Consider the following 17,106-nt stretch of genomic DNA (forward strand, 5'->3'; position numbering starts at 1 on the left):
GCACAGTGGCGCAGTGGACGGCGGGCAGCACACGTGGGCGCGGCTCGCGGCCGGCCGTCCGTGGCGGGCGCCGACGGCCCTGCTGGTGCTGCTCTGGCTGGCGTGGCTGCTCGTCCCCCCACTGCTGCTGTTCGGTGCGGCGATCACCGCCGCGCCGTTCTTCGGGGAGACCCCGACCGCGGCCGAGCGGGCGGAGGCGCAGACGCTGACCCTCGTCGCCCTGCTGCTCGTCATCGGCGTCCCCCTGCTCGGCCTGGTGCTCACCTGGCGGTCGCGGCGGGCGGCGGCGTGGGCGTTCGCCGTGGCGCTGCTCGGCGCGCTGGCGCTGGGGGCGGCCGCCCTGCCGTCGGGGTGGTGGCGCAGCGGGGACGTCCCGGTGCAGACCGACGGCGGCCGGCCGGCGTGCCAGGAGCACAGCGGCGGCGACACCCGCTGCCCCGGGGGCTGACGCTCAGGCGGTCGGTCGCGGCCGGCTCGCCCGGCCGCGGACGTGCCAGCCGGCCGCCAGCACGACGGCGACGGCCAGTGCGGTGCCACCACCCCAGGTGGCGCCGGCGTAGGCCGCCGCCCCCGGGCTCGGTGCGGTCAGGGTGCCACCACCGGGCCAGCCAGCCGAGCAGCAGCAGCCCGCCGACCAGTCCGCTGAGGTACTGCAGCCAGCGGTGGCCCGGCAACAGCCCCCACTGCTCGGCCAGCACGGGCAGGTGCGTGGGTCCCCAGCGGCGCGGGTGGGTGAACTCGTCCCACAGCACGTGCGTCGCCGCGCCGAGGACCAGCGCGAGCAGCGTCCAGAGCACGGCCGAGGTCGTCGCGGCCCGCGACCGCAGGCCCGGCCGGAGGTCGGTCAGCCGCGAACGCACCGCGGGAGGGGCGCACGCGACGGCGGGCGGCGCGAGCAGCCCGTGCCACGCGACCCAGGCCAGCCCGCCCAGCACCACGTCGACGGTGACCACCGCGAGCGCGGTGTGGGTCGGCCACGGCACCGCGACCGGCAGGTATAAGGGCAGGTCGGGCGCCATGCTGCCGATGACCAGCGCCGAGGCGGGCAGCGGTGTGCGGAGGAACGGCAGCACCGCCGCCGCGTGGCTGGGGGTGAAGGGCACGTCAGAGGCCGACCAGGCCGGCCAGTTCGGCCATCGCCGCGTCGAAGTAGCGGTCGCCGTCCTCGACCGAGCCGACGAGGTGCCCGAACAGCTCGAAGCTGATCGTTCCGTAGACCGAGCTCCAGGCCAGCAGGGCCCGCAGCCGGACGGCGTCGTCCAGGGCGGGGTGCTCGCCGCCGAGGACCTCGACCGTGCCGTCGCTGAGCAGCGACGGGTCGCGGGCGACGCCGGCCGCGGCCGGTAGCGCACCCGCGCGAGCGGCGTCCCCCAGCACCCGGCCGAGCACGACGCCGACCCGCGCCGCGGCGGGCACGGTGTCGCGCGGCGCGGCGTAGCCCGGGACGGGCGTGCCGTAGAGCAGGGCGTACTCGTGCGGGTGGGCGCGCGCCCACGCCCGGACGGCGCGGCAGACGGCCAGCCACCGCTCGCGGGGCGCCGCGTCCGGGTCGTCGGCGCCCTCCGCCGCGGCGCCGAGGGCGTCGTAGCCGTCGATGATCAGCCGGGTCAGCAGGTCGTCGCGGCTCGGGAAGTAGCGGTAGAGCGCCGAGGAGGCCATGCCGAGCTCCCGGGCGACGGCGCGGAGGGACAGGGCCGCGGCGCCCACCTCGGCCAGCTGGCGGCGCGCCGCGTCGGCGATCTCGGCAGTGAGCTCGGCGCGGACGCGCTCCCGGGCGGTGGGCGGCATGCCCGTCATCCTTCCGCTTCGAGATCGGTGCACGCAAGCGAGATCACCGCTCTTGACACGCTGGCCGCATGGTGCGAGCGTCGTCCGCAATCGAGAGCACCGCTCTCGGAGACGCGAGGAGGACGGCATGGCACTGCACGTGATCGTGGGCAAGGGCCCGGTCGGGACGACGACGGCGGAACTGCTCGCCGCGCGGGGACACCGGGTGCGGGTGCTGTCGCGCAGCGGGGGGACCTCGACCGCGACCGTCGAGCACCGCGCCGTCGACGCGGCCGACGCCGCCGCGGTGGCGGCCGCGGCGAGTGGGGCGGCGGCTCTCTACAACGCGGTCAACCCCGCCTACCACCGGTGGGCGACCGACTGGCCGCCGGTGGCCGCCGCCCTGCTGTCGGCGGCCGAGCGCACCGGTGCCGTGCTGGTCACGATGTCCAACCTCTACGGGTACGGCCGCCCGACCGGTCCCATGACGCCCGAGAGCCCGCTGGCCGCCACGGACCTCAAGGGCCGGGTGCGGACGGCGATGTGGCGGGAGGCGCTGGCCGCGCACGAGGCCGGCCGGGTGCGGGTGACCGAGGCCCGGGCCGCGGACTTCGTGGGCCCGCAGGTGCCGGCCGCCCACTCGCACCTGGTCCGCCAGCTGCCCGCCCTGCGCCGCGGCCGGCGGGCCTGGGTGGTCGGCGACCCCGACGCCCCGCGCAGCTGGGCGTACCTGCCCGACGTCGCCGAGACCCTGGTGACCCTGGCGACCGACGAGCGCGCGCCGGGCCGCGCGTGGCACGTGCCCAGTTCCGCCCCGCGGTCGCAGCGCCAGGCGATCGGCGACCTCGCCGCCGCGATGCACGTGCCGCCGGTGCCGGTCAGCGGCATCCCGTGGGCGGTGCTGCGCGGGATCGGCGTGGTGTCGCCGATGATGCGGGAGGTGGTCGACGTCCGTCACCAGTTCGACCAGGAGTACGTGGTCGACGCCTCGGCCACCACGGCCACCTTCGGCCTGATCCCCACGCCGTGGGCGCAGGTCCTGGCCGCGACGGCGGGAGCCGTGCCGGCTCCGGCCTGACGGAGCCGTGGACCGGGCCGCCCTGGGCGGGGCCGTGCCGGCGCCTTCCTCCGCGGCCCTACGGTGGGCACATGGTCTCTGCCTGGGTCCTCGTCGCCCTGGCGTCGCTGGCTGCCGCGGGCAGCGGCTACGGCGCCCTCCGGCTCGCCCGCCGCCCGCGGGAGGGGCGGCGGTGACCGCGGACGGCACCGAGCTGCCGGTTCCCGACACCGTCGACGTCCGCTCGGGGCCCGAGGTCTCCGAGGAGCTGCTGGCCGTCCTGCCGCTGCTCGGCGAGTGGCACGGCGAGGGCCAGGCCGCCGGCGCCGAGGGGGACCACCGGTTCGGCCAGTGGATCCGGTTCAGCCACGACGGCCGCGGGTTCCTCGCCTACGAGTCCCGCACCTGGCGGCTCAGCGACGACGGGCAGCTGGCGGGGCCCGGCGTGCGCGAGTCCGGCTTCTGGCGCCCCCGCGGCCGGGACGACGTCGAGCTGCTGGTCACCAGCCCCGACGGCCTGGTCGAGCTGTACGTCGGGCGGGCCCGGACGACGACCAGCTGGGAGCTCACCAGCGACGTCGTGGCCCGCACCCCGGACGCCCCCGAGGTCACCCGCGCCGTCCGCCTCTACGGCCTCGTCGAGGGTGCCCTCATGTACGCCATCGACCGGGCGGCCGCCGACGAGCCGCTGCGGCCGACCATGTCCGCCCGCCTGGAACGGATCCGATGACCGACGCTGCCGCTCCGCGGACCCCCCGCCAGGTCGCCGACCGCTACGTCGACGCCGTCTGCGACCTCGACCCGATCGTCGCCACGTCGCTGGGCACCCGCCCCGGCGACGACCGGCTGCCCGACCCGGGTCCCGCGGGGCTGGAGGCCGAGGCGCGGCTGGCCCGCGACACCCTCGCCGAGCTGGACCGGGTGCTGGCCGCGGAACCGGCTCAGGAGGACGACCCGGTCGAGCGGCGCTGCGCGCGGCTGCTGCGCGAGCGGCTGGGCGCCGAGCTGGCGATGCACGAGGCCGGCGAGGGGCTGCGCGCGCTGTCCAACCTGTTCAGCCCGGTGCACTCGATCCGCCAGGTCTTCCTGCTGATGCCCTCGGCTACCGACGACGACTGGGCGGTCATCGCCCGGCGGATGGCCCGCGTGCCGGAGGCGTACCGCGGCTTCCGGGCGTCGCTGGAGGAGGGCGCCCGCCGCGGCCTGTTCGTCGCCCCCCGCCAGGTGGCGACGGTCGTCGACCAGCTCGGGGAGTGGCTGTCCGGGCCGTTCTTCGGCGGGTTCGCCGCCGGTGGCCCGGACTCGCTGCGGGCCGAGCTGACGGCCGCGGCAGGCGCCGCCGACGAGGCGGTCGCCGGGATCCGCGACTTCCTCCGCGACACCTACGCCGCACAGGCCGAGGGGACCCCCGACGCCGTCGGCCGGGACCGCTACGCGCTGCACGTCCGCCGCTGGACCGGCTCGGACCTCGGCGCCGGCGACGGCCTGGAGGAGACCTACGCGTGGGGCTGGGCCGAGCACCGGCGGATCCTCGCCGAGCAGCGGGCCGAGGCCGAGCGGGTGGTGCCCGGCGGAACACCGATGGCCGCCATGCGCTGGCTCGACGAGCACGGACCGGCCGTCGACGGCGTCGAGGCGATCCGGCAGCGGCTCCAGGCGATGATGGACGAGGCGATCGAGGCCCTCGACGGCACGCACTTCGACCTGGCCGAGCCGGTCCGCCGGGTCGAGGCGATGATCGCCCCGCCGGGGAGCGCCGCCGCCCCGTACTACACGCGGCCCGCGCAGGACTTCTCCCGCCCCGGCCGGACCTGGCTGCCCACCCTCGGCCGCGACCGGTTCCCGCTGTGGGACCTGACCTCGATCTGGTACCACGAGGGCGTCCCGGGCCACCACCTGCAGCTGGCCCAGTGGGCGCACGTCGCGCCCCAGCTCTCGACGTACCAGGCCTCGCTCGGGTCGGTGAGCGCGAACGTGGAGGGCTGGGCTCTCTACGCCGAGCGGCTGATGGACGAGCTCGGCTTCCTCACCGAGCCCGGCACCCGGCTCGGCTTCCTCGACGCCCAGCAGCTGCGCGCCATGCGGGTGGTCGTCGACATCGGCATGCACCTAGAGCTCCCGGTGCCCGACGACGCCGACGGCGTGCTGGCCGAGCACCGCGGCCGGCCCTGGACGCCGGAGCTGGGCCGCGCGTTCTTCGGGGAGCACAGCGGCGCCTCGGCGGACTTCCTCGACAGCGAGCTGATCCGCTATCTCGGCATGCCGGGGCAGGCGATCAGCTACAAGCTGGGCGAACGCGCGTGGCTGCAGGGCCGGGAGGCTGCTCGGCGGGCCCGCGGGGAGGGCTTCGACCTCAAGGCGTGGCACATGGCCGCCCTCTCGCAGGGCTCGCTCGGTCTCGACGACCTCGCCGCCGAGCTCGCCGTCCTCTGAGGGCCGCCGCCCGGCCCCGTCTCGGCTCCTGGCCCCTGCAGGGGCCCGCCGCGAGCGTGCGAGGGGTCCTTCTTCAGTCGGCGTCGAAGGGCGGCGGGTTGACCGTGTCGGCGTCCCAGGTGGTCCGCTGCCCCGGCTCCACCCGGGCCACCTCGAGGCCGGGTGCGTCCAGCAGGTCCTCGATGCAGGCGACGCTGCCGCCGACGTAGGTGGTGACCAGGTCGATGTCGGTCGCCACGTACCAGGCCCGGTCCGCCGGCCACCACAGGTTCGCGCTCTGCTCGTGCGGCTCCGGCGCCAGGTTCGCCGACGCCAGGTCGACGGGCCCGCGGACCAGCCAGTGCTCCCGGCCGGGCAGGGCGAGGGTGGGCCCGTCGGCGGTGATGGCCGGGGAGCCCGCCCAGACGCCGAACCAGCAGTCGCCCGGGGTGGCCGTGTGCCGGGCGAGGACCGCGGCCAGCCGGGCGGCGACCCCCTCGGGCAGGTGGCCGCGCGCGGGGGCGCCGTCCCACAGGGGGGACTGGTCGGCCTCCTCGAAGTACTCCAGGGCGCCGGTGATCGACCCCCACTCCATGGCCGGGTGGGCGACGGTGCGGTTGCCGGCGGCGACCTCGGTCCAGCTCACGTCGACGTCCTCGAGGCCGGCGTAGCGGGCCGCGGGGTGGAACACCCGCGCGTAGGCGGGGAACACGGGCGGGACGAGAGAGCCGACGACGTGCTCCTCGGCAGGGCGCAGGGCGGTGGCGACCCAGGCGCCGGCGGAGAGGTCGGTCTCGACCAGGCGGCCGGTCAACGCCACCTGACCTCCCCCGGAGAACGGACAACCCCCGGGCTGCTCCGCGGCGCTGGACCCTGCTGGGCAGGGGAGCTGCACGCGGGCCGACTGGACAAGTGTCGGCGGCCCGGGGGTCGGGTGACTGTCCGGTTCTCGCTCGCCGCCGTTCGACGGACGGGCGATCTGCCGTCGCTCAGACTGTCGTCTGAACGGGCGGCCCATCTGGACGGCGGCTAGCGGACAGCCACCTCACGAGTCCTGTACTCAAGCAAAGTTACGGACCACCTCCTCTCTCGTGTGCCTCGACGGTACGTCGCGCCGGAGGGGTCGGCAACGTCGATTGTCAGCTCTCAGGGGAACGCCGTTGGTAGACGTCGGGGATGCCGTCGGCGTCGAGGTCGACCTGCTCCTCCTCGTACACCCGCCGGTAGCGCGCGTTCCGCGACCGGAGGACGACGGTGGCCAGCAGAGCCGCAGCCAGCGTGCCGGTGAGGATGCCGACCTTGGCGTGGTCGTAGGTCGCCGAGCCCAGCCCGAAGGCCAGTTCGGTGATGAGCAGCGAGACGGTGAAGCCGACGCCCCCGAGCAGCGCCACGCCCACGACGTCGGGCCAGCCCAGCGACTCGTCGAGCTCGGCGCGGGTGAACCGCGCGACCAGCCAGGTCGAGGCGGTGATGCCGATCGCCTTGCCCGCCACCAGGCCGACGGCGATGCCCACGGCGACGCTGTCGGTGACCGAGGCGCCCAGCCCGGACAGGCCACCCACCGCCACGCCGGCCGAGAAGAAGGCGAACACGGGGACCGCGATCCCGGCCGACAGCGGCCGCAGCCGGTGCTCGAGGTGCTCGGCCAGTCCCGGGCCGGCGTCCGGGCCCCCGGCGGCCGCGCTGCGCACCACGGGCACGGTGAACGCGAGCAGGACGCCGGCCACCGTGGCGTGCACCCCGGACTCGTGCACCAGCACCCAGGTGACCGCGGCCAGCGGTAGCAGCAGCCACCACGAGCGGATCCGCTTCTGCACGCACACTCCGAACAGGCCCAGCGGGACGAGGGCCAGCAGCAGCGGGACGACCGAGAAGCCGTCGGTGTAGAAGATCGCGATCACCACGATGGCCAGCAGGTCGTCGACCACCGCGAGGGTGAGCAGGAACGTCCGCAGCGCGCTGGGCAGGTGGGTGCTGATGACCGCCAGGACGGCGAGCGCGAACGCGATGTCGGTGGCCGACGGGATCGCCCAGCCGCGCAGCACGCCGTCGTCCCGGCCGAGGTTGACCAGCACGAAGAACAGCGCCGGCACCGCCATGCCGCCCACGGCCGCGGCCACCGGCAGGGCCGCCCGGCGCGGGTCGCGCAGGTCGCCGGCGACGAACTCCCGCTTGAGCTCCAGGCCGGCGACGAAGAAGAACACCGCCAGGAGCCCGTCGGCCGCCCAGGTGCCGAGGGTGAGGTCCAGGTGCAGGGCGGCCGGGCCGACCCGGGTGTCGCGCAGCGTCTCGTAGGCCGCCGACCACGGCGAGTTGGCCCAGACCAGCGCGACGGCCGCGGCGGCCAGCAGCAGCGCGCCCCCGACGGTCTCCTGGCGGAGCACCGCCGCGATCCGGCGGGCCTCGGCCCAGGACCCTCGGCCGAGCAGACGGGCGGGTGGGGTCACGGGGCGGCTCCAGGGGATGGGGTCGGCGAGGACGTTGCCGACCAGACTTCCCGGCGCACCTGACGTCCAGCCTAGCGGCGGGCTCCCGTGGGCGCCCGCCGCCCTCCGCCGTGCTCCGTACAGTGGGCGCCGTGAGTCCCCGCACGGCGCTGCCCTCCCGGAGCCGCCCGTGAGGCTCGCCGACCTCGCCGGGCGCCGGGTCGGGGTCTGGGGGCACGGCCGGGAGGGGCGGGCCGCCGTCCGGGCCGCCGTGGCCGCCGGCGCCGCGGGCATCGTGGTCGTCGACGCCGTCCCCCCGTCGCCGCAGGACCTCCCGCCCGGTGCCGAGTCGGGCACGGACGTCGCCGCGCTGGCCCGCTGCGACGTCGTCCTCCGCTCGCCGGGCATCAGCCCCTACCGCGAGGACGCGCAGGACCTCGCCGCCCGCACCACCCTCGCCTCCGGGACCGGCATCGCCCTGGCGGAGTTCGGCGCCCGCGACGTCCCGACGCTCTGCGTGACGGGCACGAAGGGCAAGAGCACCACCAGCGCGCTGGCCGCGGCCGTGCTCACCGCGGCCGGCCGGCCCGCCGTGCACGCCGGGAACATCGGGACGCCGCTGCTCGACGTCCTGCTCGACGCCGCGGTCGGGGAGGGGACGTCGCTGGTCGTGGAGATATCCAGCTACCAGGCGGCGGCGGTCGACGACTTCGCCGGCTGCGGCGCGGTGACCTCGCTGGCGCCCGAGCACCTCGACTGGCACCGCACCGTCGAGGCGTACTACCGCGACAAGCTGCACGTCTTCGTCGGGTGCGCGCCGGGGTCGGTGGTCGCCGCCGCCCCGGTCCGCGAGGTCGCCGGGCGCTACCTCGACCCCGCGCTGATGGTCGACCCGGGCGACGTCGTCCCCGCCGCGCAGGCGGCCGGGTTCCGGCCCGAGCACCTGCCTGGCCTGCACAACGTCGCCAACGTGCACGTGGCGCTGGCCGCCGCCGTGCGCATGGGCGTGGACCTGACGGCGACGGCGGACGCGGTCCGGGCCGCCGTCGCCGGCTTCCGGGCGCTGCCGCACCGGCTGGCGCCGGTGGCGACGCGCAACGGCGTGACCTTCGTCGACGACACGCTGAGCACCACGCCGGTGTCGGTGCTGGCCGCCCTGGCCGCCTTCGCCGCGCGACCGGTGACCCTCATCGCCGGCGGGCAGGACCGCGGCCTGGACTACACCGACCTGGCCCGTGCCGTCGTCGCCCGGGACGGCGCGGTGCGGGTCCTGACCGTGCCCGACACCGGTGCCCGGCTGGCCGCCGACGTGCGGTCGGCCGCCGCCGAGCGCGGGGCCGAGCCGCCGGTGACCGAGACCGCCGGGCTCCCGGAGGCCGTCGCCGAGGCGGTGCGGACGACGCCGCGCGGCGGTGTCGTGCTGCTGTCCCCGGGCGCCCCCAGCTACAACCGCTACCGCAACTACGAGGAGTTGGCACGGACCTATGAGCAGATCCTCCTCGAGGCCGGAGCCGAGCGTGTCTGACGACAGCTCCGGGAGCATCGCAGCGAGGAACGAGCGAGGAGCGGACCGGAGCGCGGAGTCGGACCAGAGGGCAGTGTCTGACTTCATCGTCGCCGAGCGGACCCTCGACCTGACCACCGGCGAGGCGGCCTTCACCTACCGGCTGGGCGAGGACGAGTTCACCGAGCGGCTGGTCCTCGACACGGAGGGGCTCGCCGGCGGCGACCTCGCCCGGCTGGACGCCGCGCTCGACCTCGTGCACCTCGTGATGGGCACCAGCTACTACAAGCTGCGCGCGCCGGGCCGGGTGCGGGTCACCCGCCCGCTGACCAAGGCCCAGCTCGCCGTCGCCGAGGCCGCCTACACGCACGGCCTGGGCGAGTTCGCCGCGGTCAACCGGCTCCCGGTGCCGCACGCCGTGGAGTTCGACGTGGACCTCCGCGCGGCCGACCCCGTTCCGGCCGGAGCCGGGGGAGGGGGCCCGCTGCTGCCGGTCGGCGGGGGCAAGGACTCGGCCCTCGCGCTGGTCGTCGTCTCGCCCGCGACCGCGCTGGCGATCAACCCGACCGGGGCGCAGCGGGACGTCACCCGCGCGGCGGGGGTGCCGCTGATCGGCGTCCGCCGGCGGCTGGACCCCCTGCTGGCGGAGCGGACGGCGGCCGGCGGCCTCAACGGGCACGTGCCGGTCACCGCGATCAACTCGGCGATCTCCACCCTGGTCGCCGTCCTGGGCGGGTTCGACCCCGTCGTGTTCGCCAACGAGCGCTCGGCCGACGAGGAGACGCTGGAGGTCGACGGCGCGCGGGTGAACCACCAGTACTCGAAGTCCTACGAGTTCGAGCGGCTGTTCGCCGCGGCCGCCGCCGAGGTCGGCGTGACCTACTTCAGCCTCACCCGGCAGCTGTCGGAGCTGGCCACGGTCGCCGCGGTGGCCGCGCTGCCCGACCTGCGCGGGGAGATCCTCAGCTGCAACCGCGCGTACACCCAGAAGCACATGGGCTTCGGGGAGGGCGGCGCGGCGACGCAGCGGTGGTGCCTGCACTGCGACAAGTGCCTGTTCACCTTCCTGTGCTTCGCCGTCTTCCTCACCCCGGACGAGGCGGTGGCGATGTTCGGCGGGAACCCGCTGGAGGACCTCGCCCTCACCGACGGCTTCCGGGTGCTCTGGGCGACGGAGAAGCCCTTCGACTGCGTGGGCGAGCGCGCGGAGAGCGCCGCGGCGATGGCCCACCTGGCGCGCAGCTCCGCCTGGGGCGGGTTCCCGGTCGTCCGGGCTCTGGGCGAGGAGGCGGCCTCCTCCGCCGCGGTCACCGGCGCCACGGTCGAGGGCTTCCTCGAGCCGCGCGGCGACTCCGCCGTCCCGCCGGAGCACCGGGCCGCGCTGCAGCGGGTGCTCGCGGAGGCCCGCCGCCCGGTCGGGTGAGCGCCGGGCGCCTGCGCGCGATCGAGCGGGCGGTGCTGCGGCCCGGCGCCCGCGACGTCGGCGGCCTCGGTGCCGCCGTGGCCGGGCAGCTCGCCCGCCTGGCCGGCGACCTCGCCGCGGCCGGCTCGGCGCGGACCCGCGTCGGCCTGGTGACCGGCGTGCACATCGCCTGGGCGCCCACGCCGGCCGCCGAGACCGACGGCCCGGTCGGGACCGCCGTCCTCGCCGCCGCGCTGGCCGCGCTCGGCGCGGAGCCGGTGGTCCTCACCGACGACCCGTGCGCCGAGGTCACCGGGGCCTGCCTCGGCGTCCTGGGCGCCGGCCGGCTGACCGTCGTGCCCGTCGGCGCGGACGAGCCGGCGGTCGCGGCCCGGGTCGCGGGGCTGGGGCTGTCGCACCTGGTCGCCGTCGAGCGGTTGGGCCCCAACGCCGAGGGCCGGGTGCTGACCATGCGGGCGGTGGACATCACGGCGTCCACCGCGCCGCTGCACGCCGCCTTCGCGCTGCCCGGCCTGGTCACCGGCGCGGTCGGCGACGGCGGCAACGAGATCGGCATGGGCAACGTGCCGGCCGAGGTGGTCGCCGCCTGCGTCGCCGCCGGAGCGCAGATCGCCTGCCGGGTGCCGGTGGGGGCGCTGGTCACGGCCGGCACGTCGAACTGGGGCTGCTACGCGCTGGTCGCGGCGCTGGCCGTGCTCGCCCCCGGGCACGGGAGCGCGCTGCGGGCGCTGCTGGACCCGGCCGTGGACGCCGCGGTCCTCGCCGCCGCCACCGCGGCCGGCGGCATCGACGGCGTCACCGGCCGGCCCGGCGCCTCGGTGGACGGCGTGCCGACGGCGGACTACGCCGACCTGATCCGCGATCTGCGCGGCCTCGCGCACGCCTAGGCTCGACGGCGTGTCCGACGCCTCGCCTCCGGAGCTGGCCGAGCGCCTGCGCGCCCGCGGGCTGCGGCTGACCAGCCAGCGCCAGCGGGTGCTGGCCGCGGTGGCCGCGCTCGAGCACGCCACCCCCGAGGCCATCGGGGCGCGGCTGCGCGAGGAGGCCGGGCCCGACGGCGCCGCGCCCGACACCTCGACCGTGTACCGCAACCTCGAGCTGCTGGAGCGGCTCGGCCTGGTGTGGCACACGCACCTGGGCAAGGGCGCGCCGGTCTACCACGCCGCCGAGCGCCCGCACCTGCACGTGGTCTGCCAGGCCTGCGGGGAGATCTCCTCGGCCGATCCCGCGCTGCTCGACGGGGCGGCGGAACGTCTGGCCGCCGATCTGGGTTTTCAGCTGGACGTGGGGCACGTCGCGCTGTCCGGCACCTGCCGAGCGTGCCGCGAACGAGCCGGACAGGAGAAGTCATGACCACCCCGAGCCCCCTGCTCGCCCAGCCCGGCGCCGTGCCGGTGGAGGGCGGGACGGTCCCGGCGCACTTCGGCAGCCCGCTGCGCGAGCAGCGGGAGCTGGCCGAGGGCGCCGCGCTCGTCGACCGCAGCGACCGCGACGTGCTCGCCGTCCCCGGCGGCGACCGGCTGACCTGGCTGCACAGCCTCACCAGCCAGCACCTGGACCGGCTGGCCGACGGCGTCGGCGCCGAGGCGCTGGTCCTCTCGCCGAACGGGCACGTGGAGCACCACCTCGTGCTGGCCGACCTCGCCGGCACCACCTGGGCCGACGTCGAGCCGGGCACCGGGGCGGCGCTGCACACCTTCCTCGACCGGATGCGGTTCATGCTGCGCGTCGAGCCGGCGCTGGTCACCGGCCAGTGGGCGCTGCTGTCGCTGGTCGGGCCCCAGGCGGACGCCGTGCTGGCCGCCGCCGGCCTGCCGGTCCCCGCCGAGCCGTACGCGGTGCTCGGGCTGGACGGCGGCGGCTGGGTGCGCCGCATGCCGCCGATCGGGGACGGCGCGCCCGTCGTCGACCTGCTGGTGCCCCGCGCCGAGCTCGCCGACCGCGCCGACGCGCTGCTGGCCGCCGGTGCCCGGCCCGCCGGGCGGGACGCGTACGAGGCGCTGCGGGTGGAGGCCCGCCGCCCGCGCCTGGGCGTGGACACCGACCACCGCACGATCCCGAACGAGACCGGCTGGCTGACCAGCGCCGTCCACCTGGACAAGGGGTGCTACCGCGGCCAGGAGACCGTCGCCCGCGTGCACAACCTCGGCCGGCCGCCCCGCCGGCTGGTGCTGCTGCACCTCGACGGGCTCAGCGAGGAGCTGCCGGCGCCCGGCACCCCGGTGCTGGCCGGGGCGCGCGAGGTGGGCCGGGCCGGCTCCGTCGTCCGGCACCACGAGCTCGGCACGGTGGCGCTGGCCCTGCTCAAGCAGTCGGTGCAGCCCGGCACGGAGCTCACCGTCGGCGGCGCGCGGGCCGCGGTCGACCCGGACGACGTCCCGGCGGCGGTCGACCCCACCGTGGCCGCCGCCCGCGAGCGGGTGCGCGCGGTCCGGTCTGCGACGATCCCCCGGTGAAGGTGACGCGCGCGTGAGCATCGCAGCGAGCGCGGGAGCCGACAGGGAGTGAGCATCGAGCGAGCGCCAGCGAGCGAGGCGCGGAGCGACCGCGGAGGCGACTTGGTGCAGAGCGAGCGAGGACCGGAGCGGGTGCGGAACCGAGCCTGGACGGCGTGGTGAGTTCGACAACGACGCTCATCACGGTCGCGCCCACGGGCGCGGAGTCGGCCAAGGCCGACGTCCCGGCGCTGCCGGTGACCGTCGAGGAGGTCGTCGCCACGGCCCGCGACTGCCAGGCGCTGGGCGCCGCCGTCGTGCACCTGCACGTCCGGGACGCCGGGACGAGGCCGACGCTGGAGCCGGCGCGGGTCCGCGAGGTGGTCGCCGCCGTGCGCGAGGCCACCGACCTGGTGGTGCAGCTGTCCACCGGCGGCGCCGTCACCGATCCGTTCGACGCGCGGCTGGCCGTCCTCGACGCCGAGCCGGACGCCGCCTCGCTCACGCTGGGGACGGTGAACTTCGGCCACGACGTCTTCAGCAACCCCTGGGACCTCATCGTGGAGCTGCACACCCAGATGCAGCAGCGCGGCATCGTCCCGGAGTACGAGGTCTTCGACCTCGGCCATCTGGCCACGCTCGCCCGGCTGCTGGACCGGCACGGCCCCCCGCACGGCGGGCACGTGCACGTCGACCTGGTGATGGGCGTGCCCGGCGGGATGCCCGGCACCACCCAGGCGCTGGCCGCCTGCCTGCCACACCTGCCGCCGGGGGCGTCCTTCGCCGCCACCGGCGTCGGGCGGACCTCGCTGCCGGTGATGCTCGCCGCGCTGTCGGCCGGCGGGCACCTGCGGGTCGGCATGGAGGACACGCTGACCTACGCACCCGGCGAGCCGGTGCGCGACAACGCCCAGCTGGTGGCCCGCGCGGCCGGAGTCGCCCGGATCGCCCAGCGCCCGCCGATGAGTACCGGGGACGCCCGCGCGTTCCTGGGCATCGACCTGCCCGCCCACACCCGCACGACCGTGGAGGCCTCCTCGTGACCCCCGAACCGATCCCCGCCGGAGGGGCCGCCGTCGACGCGCTGCTCGACCCCGGCTTCCTCGAGGCCGCGGTGCAGCGGCCGATGGCCGACGTCCGCCGGCTGCGCCGCCAGGCCGAGCAGGAGGAGGTCAACCTCTCCTACACGCGCCGGCTGCTGCAGGGCCGGCTGGACATCGTCCGCCGGGAGCTGCAGCGGCGCGCCGAGCACGACGGCCGCTCCCTGGTCGACCTGCTGCCGGAGATCCTCGCCGAGAAGGGCCGCGGCCCGGCGCACGGGCTGGGCCGGCACCAGACCGTGCAGCCGGCCGCGCCGGAGGACTACGAGTCCTGGGTCAACGCCCTCACGCCCGGGGTCGACCTGTCCTCGGTGACCGCGCTGGCCGAGCCCGACCTCGAGCAGGCCGCCCGCGCCCTGGCCGCCGCGGAGAGCTCGCTGTCGGAGCGCCGCCGCGGGGTGCAGCGGGTCATGGACGGGCTGGCCGCCGAGCTCGGCCGCCGGTACCAGAACGGCGAGGCCGACGTCGCCGCACTCCTGGCCGACGAGGGCCGGCACTGAACGGGGACGGCCCGCGCCCTCTGGACCCCGCTGGCCCCGTCCAGACGCTCGCCCCGAGCTCGCGAGGGGTGAGGGGGACGGGGTCCTCCGAGTGGCCGGAGAACCCGGTGCTGGTGGAGGTGTGGCGCTCGGGGTTCCTCGAGTCGGTGCACCGCGGTGCGCTGGTCGTCGTCGGCCCCGACGGCGAGGTGCGCTTCGCCGCGGGCGACGTCGACCGGCCGGTGCTGCCCAGGTCGTCGAACAAGCCGGTGCAGGCCACCGCGCTGCTGGCCGCCGGGTGGACGCCGCGCTCCGGTGAGGAGCTGGCCATCGGCGCCGGCTCGCACTCCGGGGAGGACGGCCACCGCGAGCTGGCCGCCGCCGTGCTGGCCGCCGCCGGGCTGGGGCCCGACGACCTCGGCTGCCCGCCGGCGCTGCCGTCGCACGAGCCGACCCGGGCCGCCTGGCTGGCCGCCGGTCGCGCGCCCGAGCGGCTGGCGATGAACTGCTCCGGCAAGCACGCCGCGATGCTGGCCACCTGCGTCGCGGCGGGCTGGCCGACCGCGGGCTACCTGGAGCGCGAGCACCCGCTGCAGCAGGCCATCGAGGCACGGCTCGGCGAGGCCGCCGGGACGCCGGTCGCGGCGGTCGTCGTCGACGGCTGCGGCGCTCCGCAGCACGGGCTGCCGCTCACCGGGCTGGCCCGGGGGCTGGTCTCGCTGGTCGAGGCGGCCCCCGGCAGCCGCGACCGCTCGGTGGCCGACGCCATGCGCGCCGCCCCCTGGTTCGTCGCCGGCACCGGCCGGGAGGACACCGACCTCATGCGCGCGGTCGACGGGTTGCTCGTCAAGGGCGGAGCCGACGGCGTGCACGTGGCCGCGCTGCCCGGCCGCGGAGCGGTCGCCCTCAAGCTGGACGACGGCGGCGACCGCGGCCGCACCCCCGCGCTGTGCGCCGGCCTGCTGCGGCTCGGCGTCCCGGCGGAGCAGCTGGCGCCGTGGACGCTCGTGCCCGTGACCGGCGGGAACGACGTGGTGGGGGAGGTCCGCCCGGCCGCGGTGCTCGCGGGTTGAGCCGAACCGGACGACTGTGAGGGACCTCACCGCCCGGTGCTAGCTGCAGCGCTTGCAGCTGCTAGCACCCGCGGTTAGCGTCGGAGGCGTGCAGAAGCCCGGCGAGTTCGTCCGCGAGCAGGTGACCACCGTCCGCGAGAAGGTGGACCAGCTCGCGGGCAGCGTCGCGGAGACCGTCGCCGCGGAGCGCTCGAAGGTGACGGCCACCAGCTCCCAGGTGGGTGACTTCATCCGGGAGCAGCGCAGCGCCGCCCGGGTCTCCCTGCGTGAGCTCGCCCGCAGCGCCGGGGTCAGCAACCCGTACCTGTCCCAGGTGGAACGGGGCCTGCGCAAGCCGTCGGCGGAGATCCTCGCCGCCATCGCGAAGGGCCTGAAGATCTCGGCCGAGACGCTCTACGAGCAGGCCGGCATCCTCGACCGCCGCGCAGGCAACCCGGACACCGTGGCGGCCATCCGGGCCGACCAGGCGCTGTCCGAGCGGCACAAGGCCGTGCTGCTCGAGCTCTACGAGACCTACGTCCGGGAGCACGCGGCGGGTCGGACCATCGAAGCCCCCACCTCCACCCCCAGCACCTCGAAGGAGTCGGCATGAGCACCACCGAGACCCTGAAGAAGGTCGGCGGCACCGTCGTCGTCCAGAACAAGACCGTCCTGCTGGCCGCCGTCGGCGCCGGTGACCTGGCCGTCGAGCGCGCCCGCGCCGTCGTCGGGTCGCTGCGCTCCAAGGCCGAGGCCCTGCCGGGCGAGGCCCAGGTCCAGGCCGACCTGGCCGCCAAGGAGGCCCGCACCCGCGCCGGTGAGGCCGTCCGCACGGCCCGCACCTCCGCCCAGCAGGTCGTCTCCGTCGTCCGCCCCGACGCGGTCGTGAGCACCCTGACCGGTCTGGTCAGCACCGCCCGCACCCAGACGGTCGCCACCATCGAGACCCTCGCGGTCCGCGGTGGCGAGGTCGTCGAGGAGCTGCGTCGTCAGCCGGCCTTCCGCAAGGTCGTCTTCCGCGCCGAGCGCGCCGTGGACGCCGTCGAGGACCGTCTCGAGGACGTCCTCGAGGAGACCGCCGAGACCGTGGCGGAGGCTTCCAACGAGGTCACCTCCGTCGCGCAGAAGACCGCCGCGAAGACCGCCAAGGTCCTCGACGCCGCCGAGGAGAAGACCGCGCAGGCCGCCGAGTCGGCCAAGGCCGCCCTCGGCGAGGCCGAGGCGGAGGTCGCCCCGGCCAAGCCGGCCAAGAAGAGCTCGGCCGCGCGCAAGAGCAGCCCGGCCAAGGCCTCGGCCCGGGTGACCCGCGCCCGCACCGCCAAGCCGGCCGACCCGACCGCCGTGCCGGCCAAGAGCGACAGCTGACACCCAGCACCGCACCGCACAGGGCCAGGGGGCGCGCCGCCGCGCCGGGCCCCGGGGTGGTCGCGGGGGCCCCGGGGGGGCTGGCC

17 protein-coding genes and 1 pseudogene are annotated in these 17,106 nt (G+C 76.7%); 14 read left to right on the plus strand and 4 right to left on the minus strand.

All coding sequences use genetic code 11. The features are described from left to right. Nucleotides 1-13 precede the first annotated feature (13 nt). Nucleotides 14-448, plus strand: a complete 435-nt coding sequence (locus tag PGN05_RS17570; protein WP_419753851.1) for a hypothetical protein — start codon at nucleotides 14-16, stop codon at nucleotides 446-448. 151 nt (nucleotides 449-599) lie between these two features. Here the strand turns inward: PGN05_RS17570 and PGN05_RS17575 are convergent. Together PGN05_RS17575 and PGN05_RS17580 are read right to left on the minus strand one after the other, a co-directional pair. Then, a pseudogene (locus PGN05_RS17575) lies at nucleotides 600-1,103 on the minus strand (DUF4184 family protein); the annotation flags it as partial. A 1-nt stretch (nucleotide 1,104) separates the two neighbouring features. Beyond that, nucleotides 1,105-1,788 carry a TetR/AcrR family transcriptional regulator gene (locus tag PGN05_RS17580; protein ID WP_419753852.1) on the minus strand — a complete coding sequence of 228 codons (684 nt, stop codon included), beginning with the start codon at nucleotides 1,786-1,788 and terminating at the stop codon, nucleotides 1,105-1,107. Nucleotides 1,789-1,915: 127 nt separating this feature from the next. Here PGN05_RS17580 and PGN05_RS17585 point away from each other — a divergent pair, with 127 nt between their 5' ends. The 3 genes from PGN05_RS17585 to PGN05_RS17595 all read left to right on the plus strand — a co-directional run bounded on the left by PGN05_RS17585 (nucleotide 1,916) and on the right by PGN05_RS17595 (nucleotide 5,257). Next, entirely contained in the window at nucleotides 1,916-2,845 is a 930-nt protein-coding gene (locus PGN05_RS17585; RefSeq protein ID WP_419753853.1) for an NAD-dependent epimerase/dehydratase family protein, read from the plus strand. Nucleotides 2,846-3,017: 172 nt separating this feature from the next. Beyond that, nucleotides 3,018-3,554, plus strand: a complete 537-nt coding sequence (locus tag PGN05_RS17590) for an FABP family protein (protein ID WP_419753854.1) — start codon at nucleotides 3,018-3,020, stop codon at nucleotides 3,552-3,554. Beyond that, nucleotides 3,551-5,257 (plus strand): DUF885 domain-containing protein, encoded by a 1,707-nt coding sequence (locus tag PGN05_RS17595; RefSeq protein WP_419753855.1) that lies wholly within the window; start codon nucleotides 3,551-3,553, stop codon nucleotides 5,255-5,257. Before PGN05_RS17590 ends, PGN05_RS17595 begins: the two co-directional genes overlap by 4 nt. A gap of 73 nt (nucleotides 5,258-5,330) precedes the next feature. Here PGN05_RS17595 and PGN05_RS17600 read toward each other — a convergent pair whose 3' ends face one another. Together PGN05_RS17600 and nhaA are read right to left on the minus strand one after the other, a co-directional pair. Further along, nucleotides 5,331-6,056 (minus strand): hypothetical protein, encoded by a 726-nt coding sequence (locus PGN05_RS17600; RefSeq protein ID WP_419753856.1) that lies wholly within the window; start codon nucleotides 6,054-6,056, stop codon nucleotides 5,331-5,333. A gap of 319 nt (nucleotides 6,057-6,375) precedes the next feature. Beyond that, complete coding sequence (gene nhaA, locus PGN05_RS17605; protein ID WP_419753857.1) at nucleotides 6,376-7,683, minus strand: Na+/H+ antiporter NhaA; 1,308 nt, start codon at nucleotides 7,681-7,683, stop codon at nucleotides 6,376-6,378. Nucleotides 7,684-7,852: 169 nt separating this feature from the next. Between nhaA and murD the strand changes: the two genes are divergently transcribed. The 10 genes from murD to PGN05_RS17655 all read left to right on the plus strand — a co-directional run bounded on the left by murD (nucleotide 7,853) and on the right by PGN05_RS17655 (nucleotide 17,020). Further along, nucleotides 7,853-9,187 (plus strand): UDP-N-acetylmuramoyl-L-alanine--D-glutamate ligase, encoded by a 1,335-nt coding sequence (gene murD, locus PGN05_RS17610; RefSeq protein WP_419753858.1) that lies wholly within the window; start codon nucleotides 7,853-7,855, stop codon nucleotides 9,185-9,187. Nucleotides 9,188-9,260: 73 nt separating this feature from the next. Beyond that, a complete protein-coding gene (locus tag PGN05_RS17615) occupies nucleotides 9,261-10,589 on the plus strand; it encodes a hypothetical protein (RefSeq protein WP_419753859.1) in 1,329 nt (442 codons plus the stop codon). Further along, nucleotides 10,586-11,476, plus strand: coding sequence for a glutamate cyclase domain-containing protein (locus tag PGN05_RS17620; protein WP_419753860.1), 891 nt, complete (start codon nucleotides 10,586-10,588; stop codon nucleotides 11,474-11,476). The genes PGN05_RS17615 and PGN05_RS17620 overlap by 4 nt, the downstream gene beginning before the upstream one ends. Nucleotides 11,477-11,486: 10 nt before the next feature. Next, nucleotides 11,487-11,942: a Fur family transcriptional regulator gene (locus PGN05_RS17625; protein WP_419753861.1), complete on the plus strand. Its 456-nt coding sequence runs from the start codon at nucleotides 11,487-11,489 to the stop codon at nucleotides 11,940-11,942. Next, nucleotides 11,939-13,045, plus strand: coding sequence for a YgfZ/GcvT domain-containing protein (locus tag PGN05_RS17630; RefSeq protein ID WP_419753862.1), 1,107 nt, complete (start codon nucleotides 11,939-11,941; stop codon nucleotides 13,043-13,045). The genes PGN05_RS17625 and PGN05_RS17630 overlap by 4 nt, the downstream gene beginning before the upstream one ends. 155 nt (nucleotides 13,046-13,200) lie before the next feature. Further along, complete coding sequence (locus PGN05_RS17635; protein ID WP_419753863.1) at nucleotides 13,201-14,067, plus strand: 3-keto-5-aminohexanoate cleavage protein; 867 nt, start codon at nucleotides 13,201-13,203, stop codon at nucleotides 14,065-14,067. Next, entirely contained in the window at nucleotides 14,064-14,624 is a 561-nt protein-coding gene (locus tag PGN05_RS17640; RefSeq protein ID WP_419753864.1) for an aerial mycelium formation protein, read from the plus strand. Before PGN05_RS17635 ends, PGN05_RS17640 begins: the two co-directional genes overlap by 4 nt. Nucleotides 14,625-14,692: 68 nt before the next feature. Then, complete coding sequence (locus tag PGN05_RS17645) at nucleotides 14,693-15,676, plus strand: asparaginase (protein ID WP_419753865.1); 984 nt, start codon at nucleotides 14,693-14,695, stop codon at nucleotides 15,674-15,676. Nucleotides 15,677-15,764: 88 nt separating this feature from the next. Next, entirely contained in the window at nucleotides 15,765-16,268 is a 504-nt protein-coding gene (locus PGN05_RS17650) for a helix-turn-helix domain-containing protein (RefSeq protein WP_419753866.1), read from the plus strand. Further along, nucleotides 16,265-17,020 (plus strand): hypothetical protein, encoded by a 756-nt coding sequence (locus PGN05_RS17655; protein ID WP_419753867.1) that lies wholly within the window; start codon nucleotides 16,265-16,267, stop codon nucleotides 17,018-17,020. The genes PGN05_RS17650 and PGN05_RS17655 overlap by 4 nt, the downstream gene beginning before the upstream one ends. Nucleotides 17,021-17,106: the final 86 nt, after the last annotated feature.

Origin of the sequence: Geodermatophilus sp. CPCC 206100, assembly GCF_048569675.1 — a bacterium.
In the GTDB taxonomy this organism is placed as follows: domain Bacteria; phylum Actinomycetota; class Actinomycetes; order Mycobacteriales; family Geodermatophilaceae; genus Geodermatophilus.

Excerpts from the sequence above, each read along its gene's own strand:
- PGN05_RS17580 (WP_419753852.1), bottom strand. The coding sequence starts at position 1,788 with ATGCCGCCCACCGCCCGGGAGCGCGTCCGCGCCGAGCTCACTGCCGAG.
- PGN05_RS17585 (WP_419753853.1), top strand. The coding sequence starts at position 1,916 with ATGGCACTGCACGTGATCGTGGGCAAGGGCCCGGTCGGGACGACGACG.
- PGN05_RS17595 (WP_419753855.1), top strand. The coding sequence starts at position 3,551 with ATGACCGACGCTGCCGCTCCGCGGACCCCCCGCCAGGTCGCCGACCGC.
- PGN05_RS17630 (WP_419753862.1), top strand. The coding sequence starts at position 11,939 with ATGACCACCCCGAGCCCCCTGCTCGCCCAGCCCGGCGCCGTGCCGGTG.
- PGN05_RS17655 (WP_419753867.1), top strand. The coding sequence starts at position 16,265 with ATGAGCACCACCGAGACCCTGAAGAAGGTCGGCGGCACCGTCGTCGTC.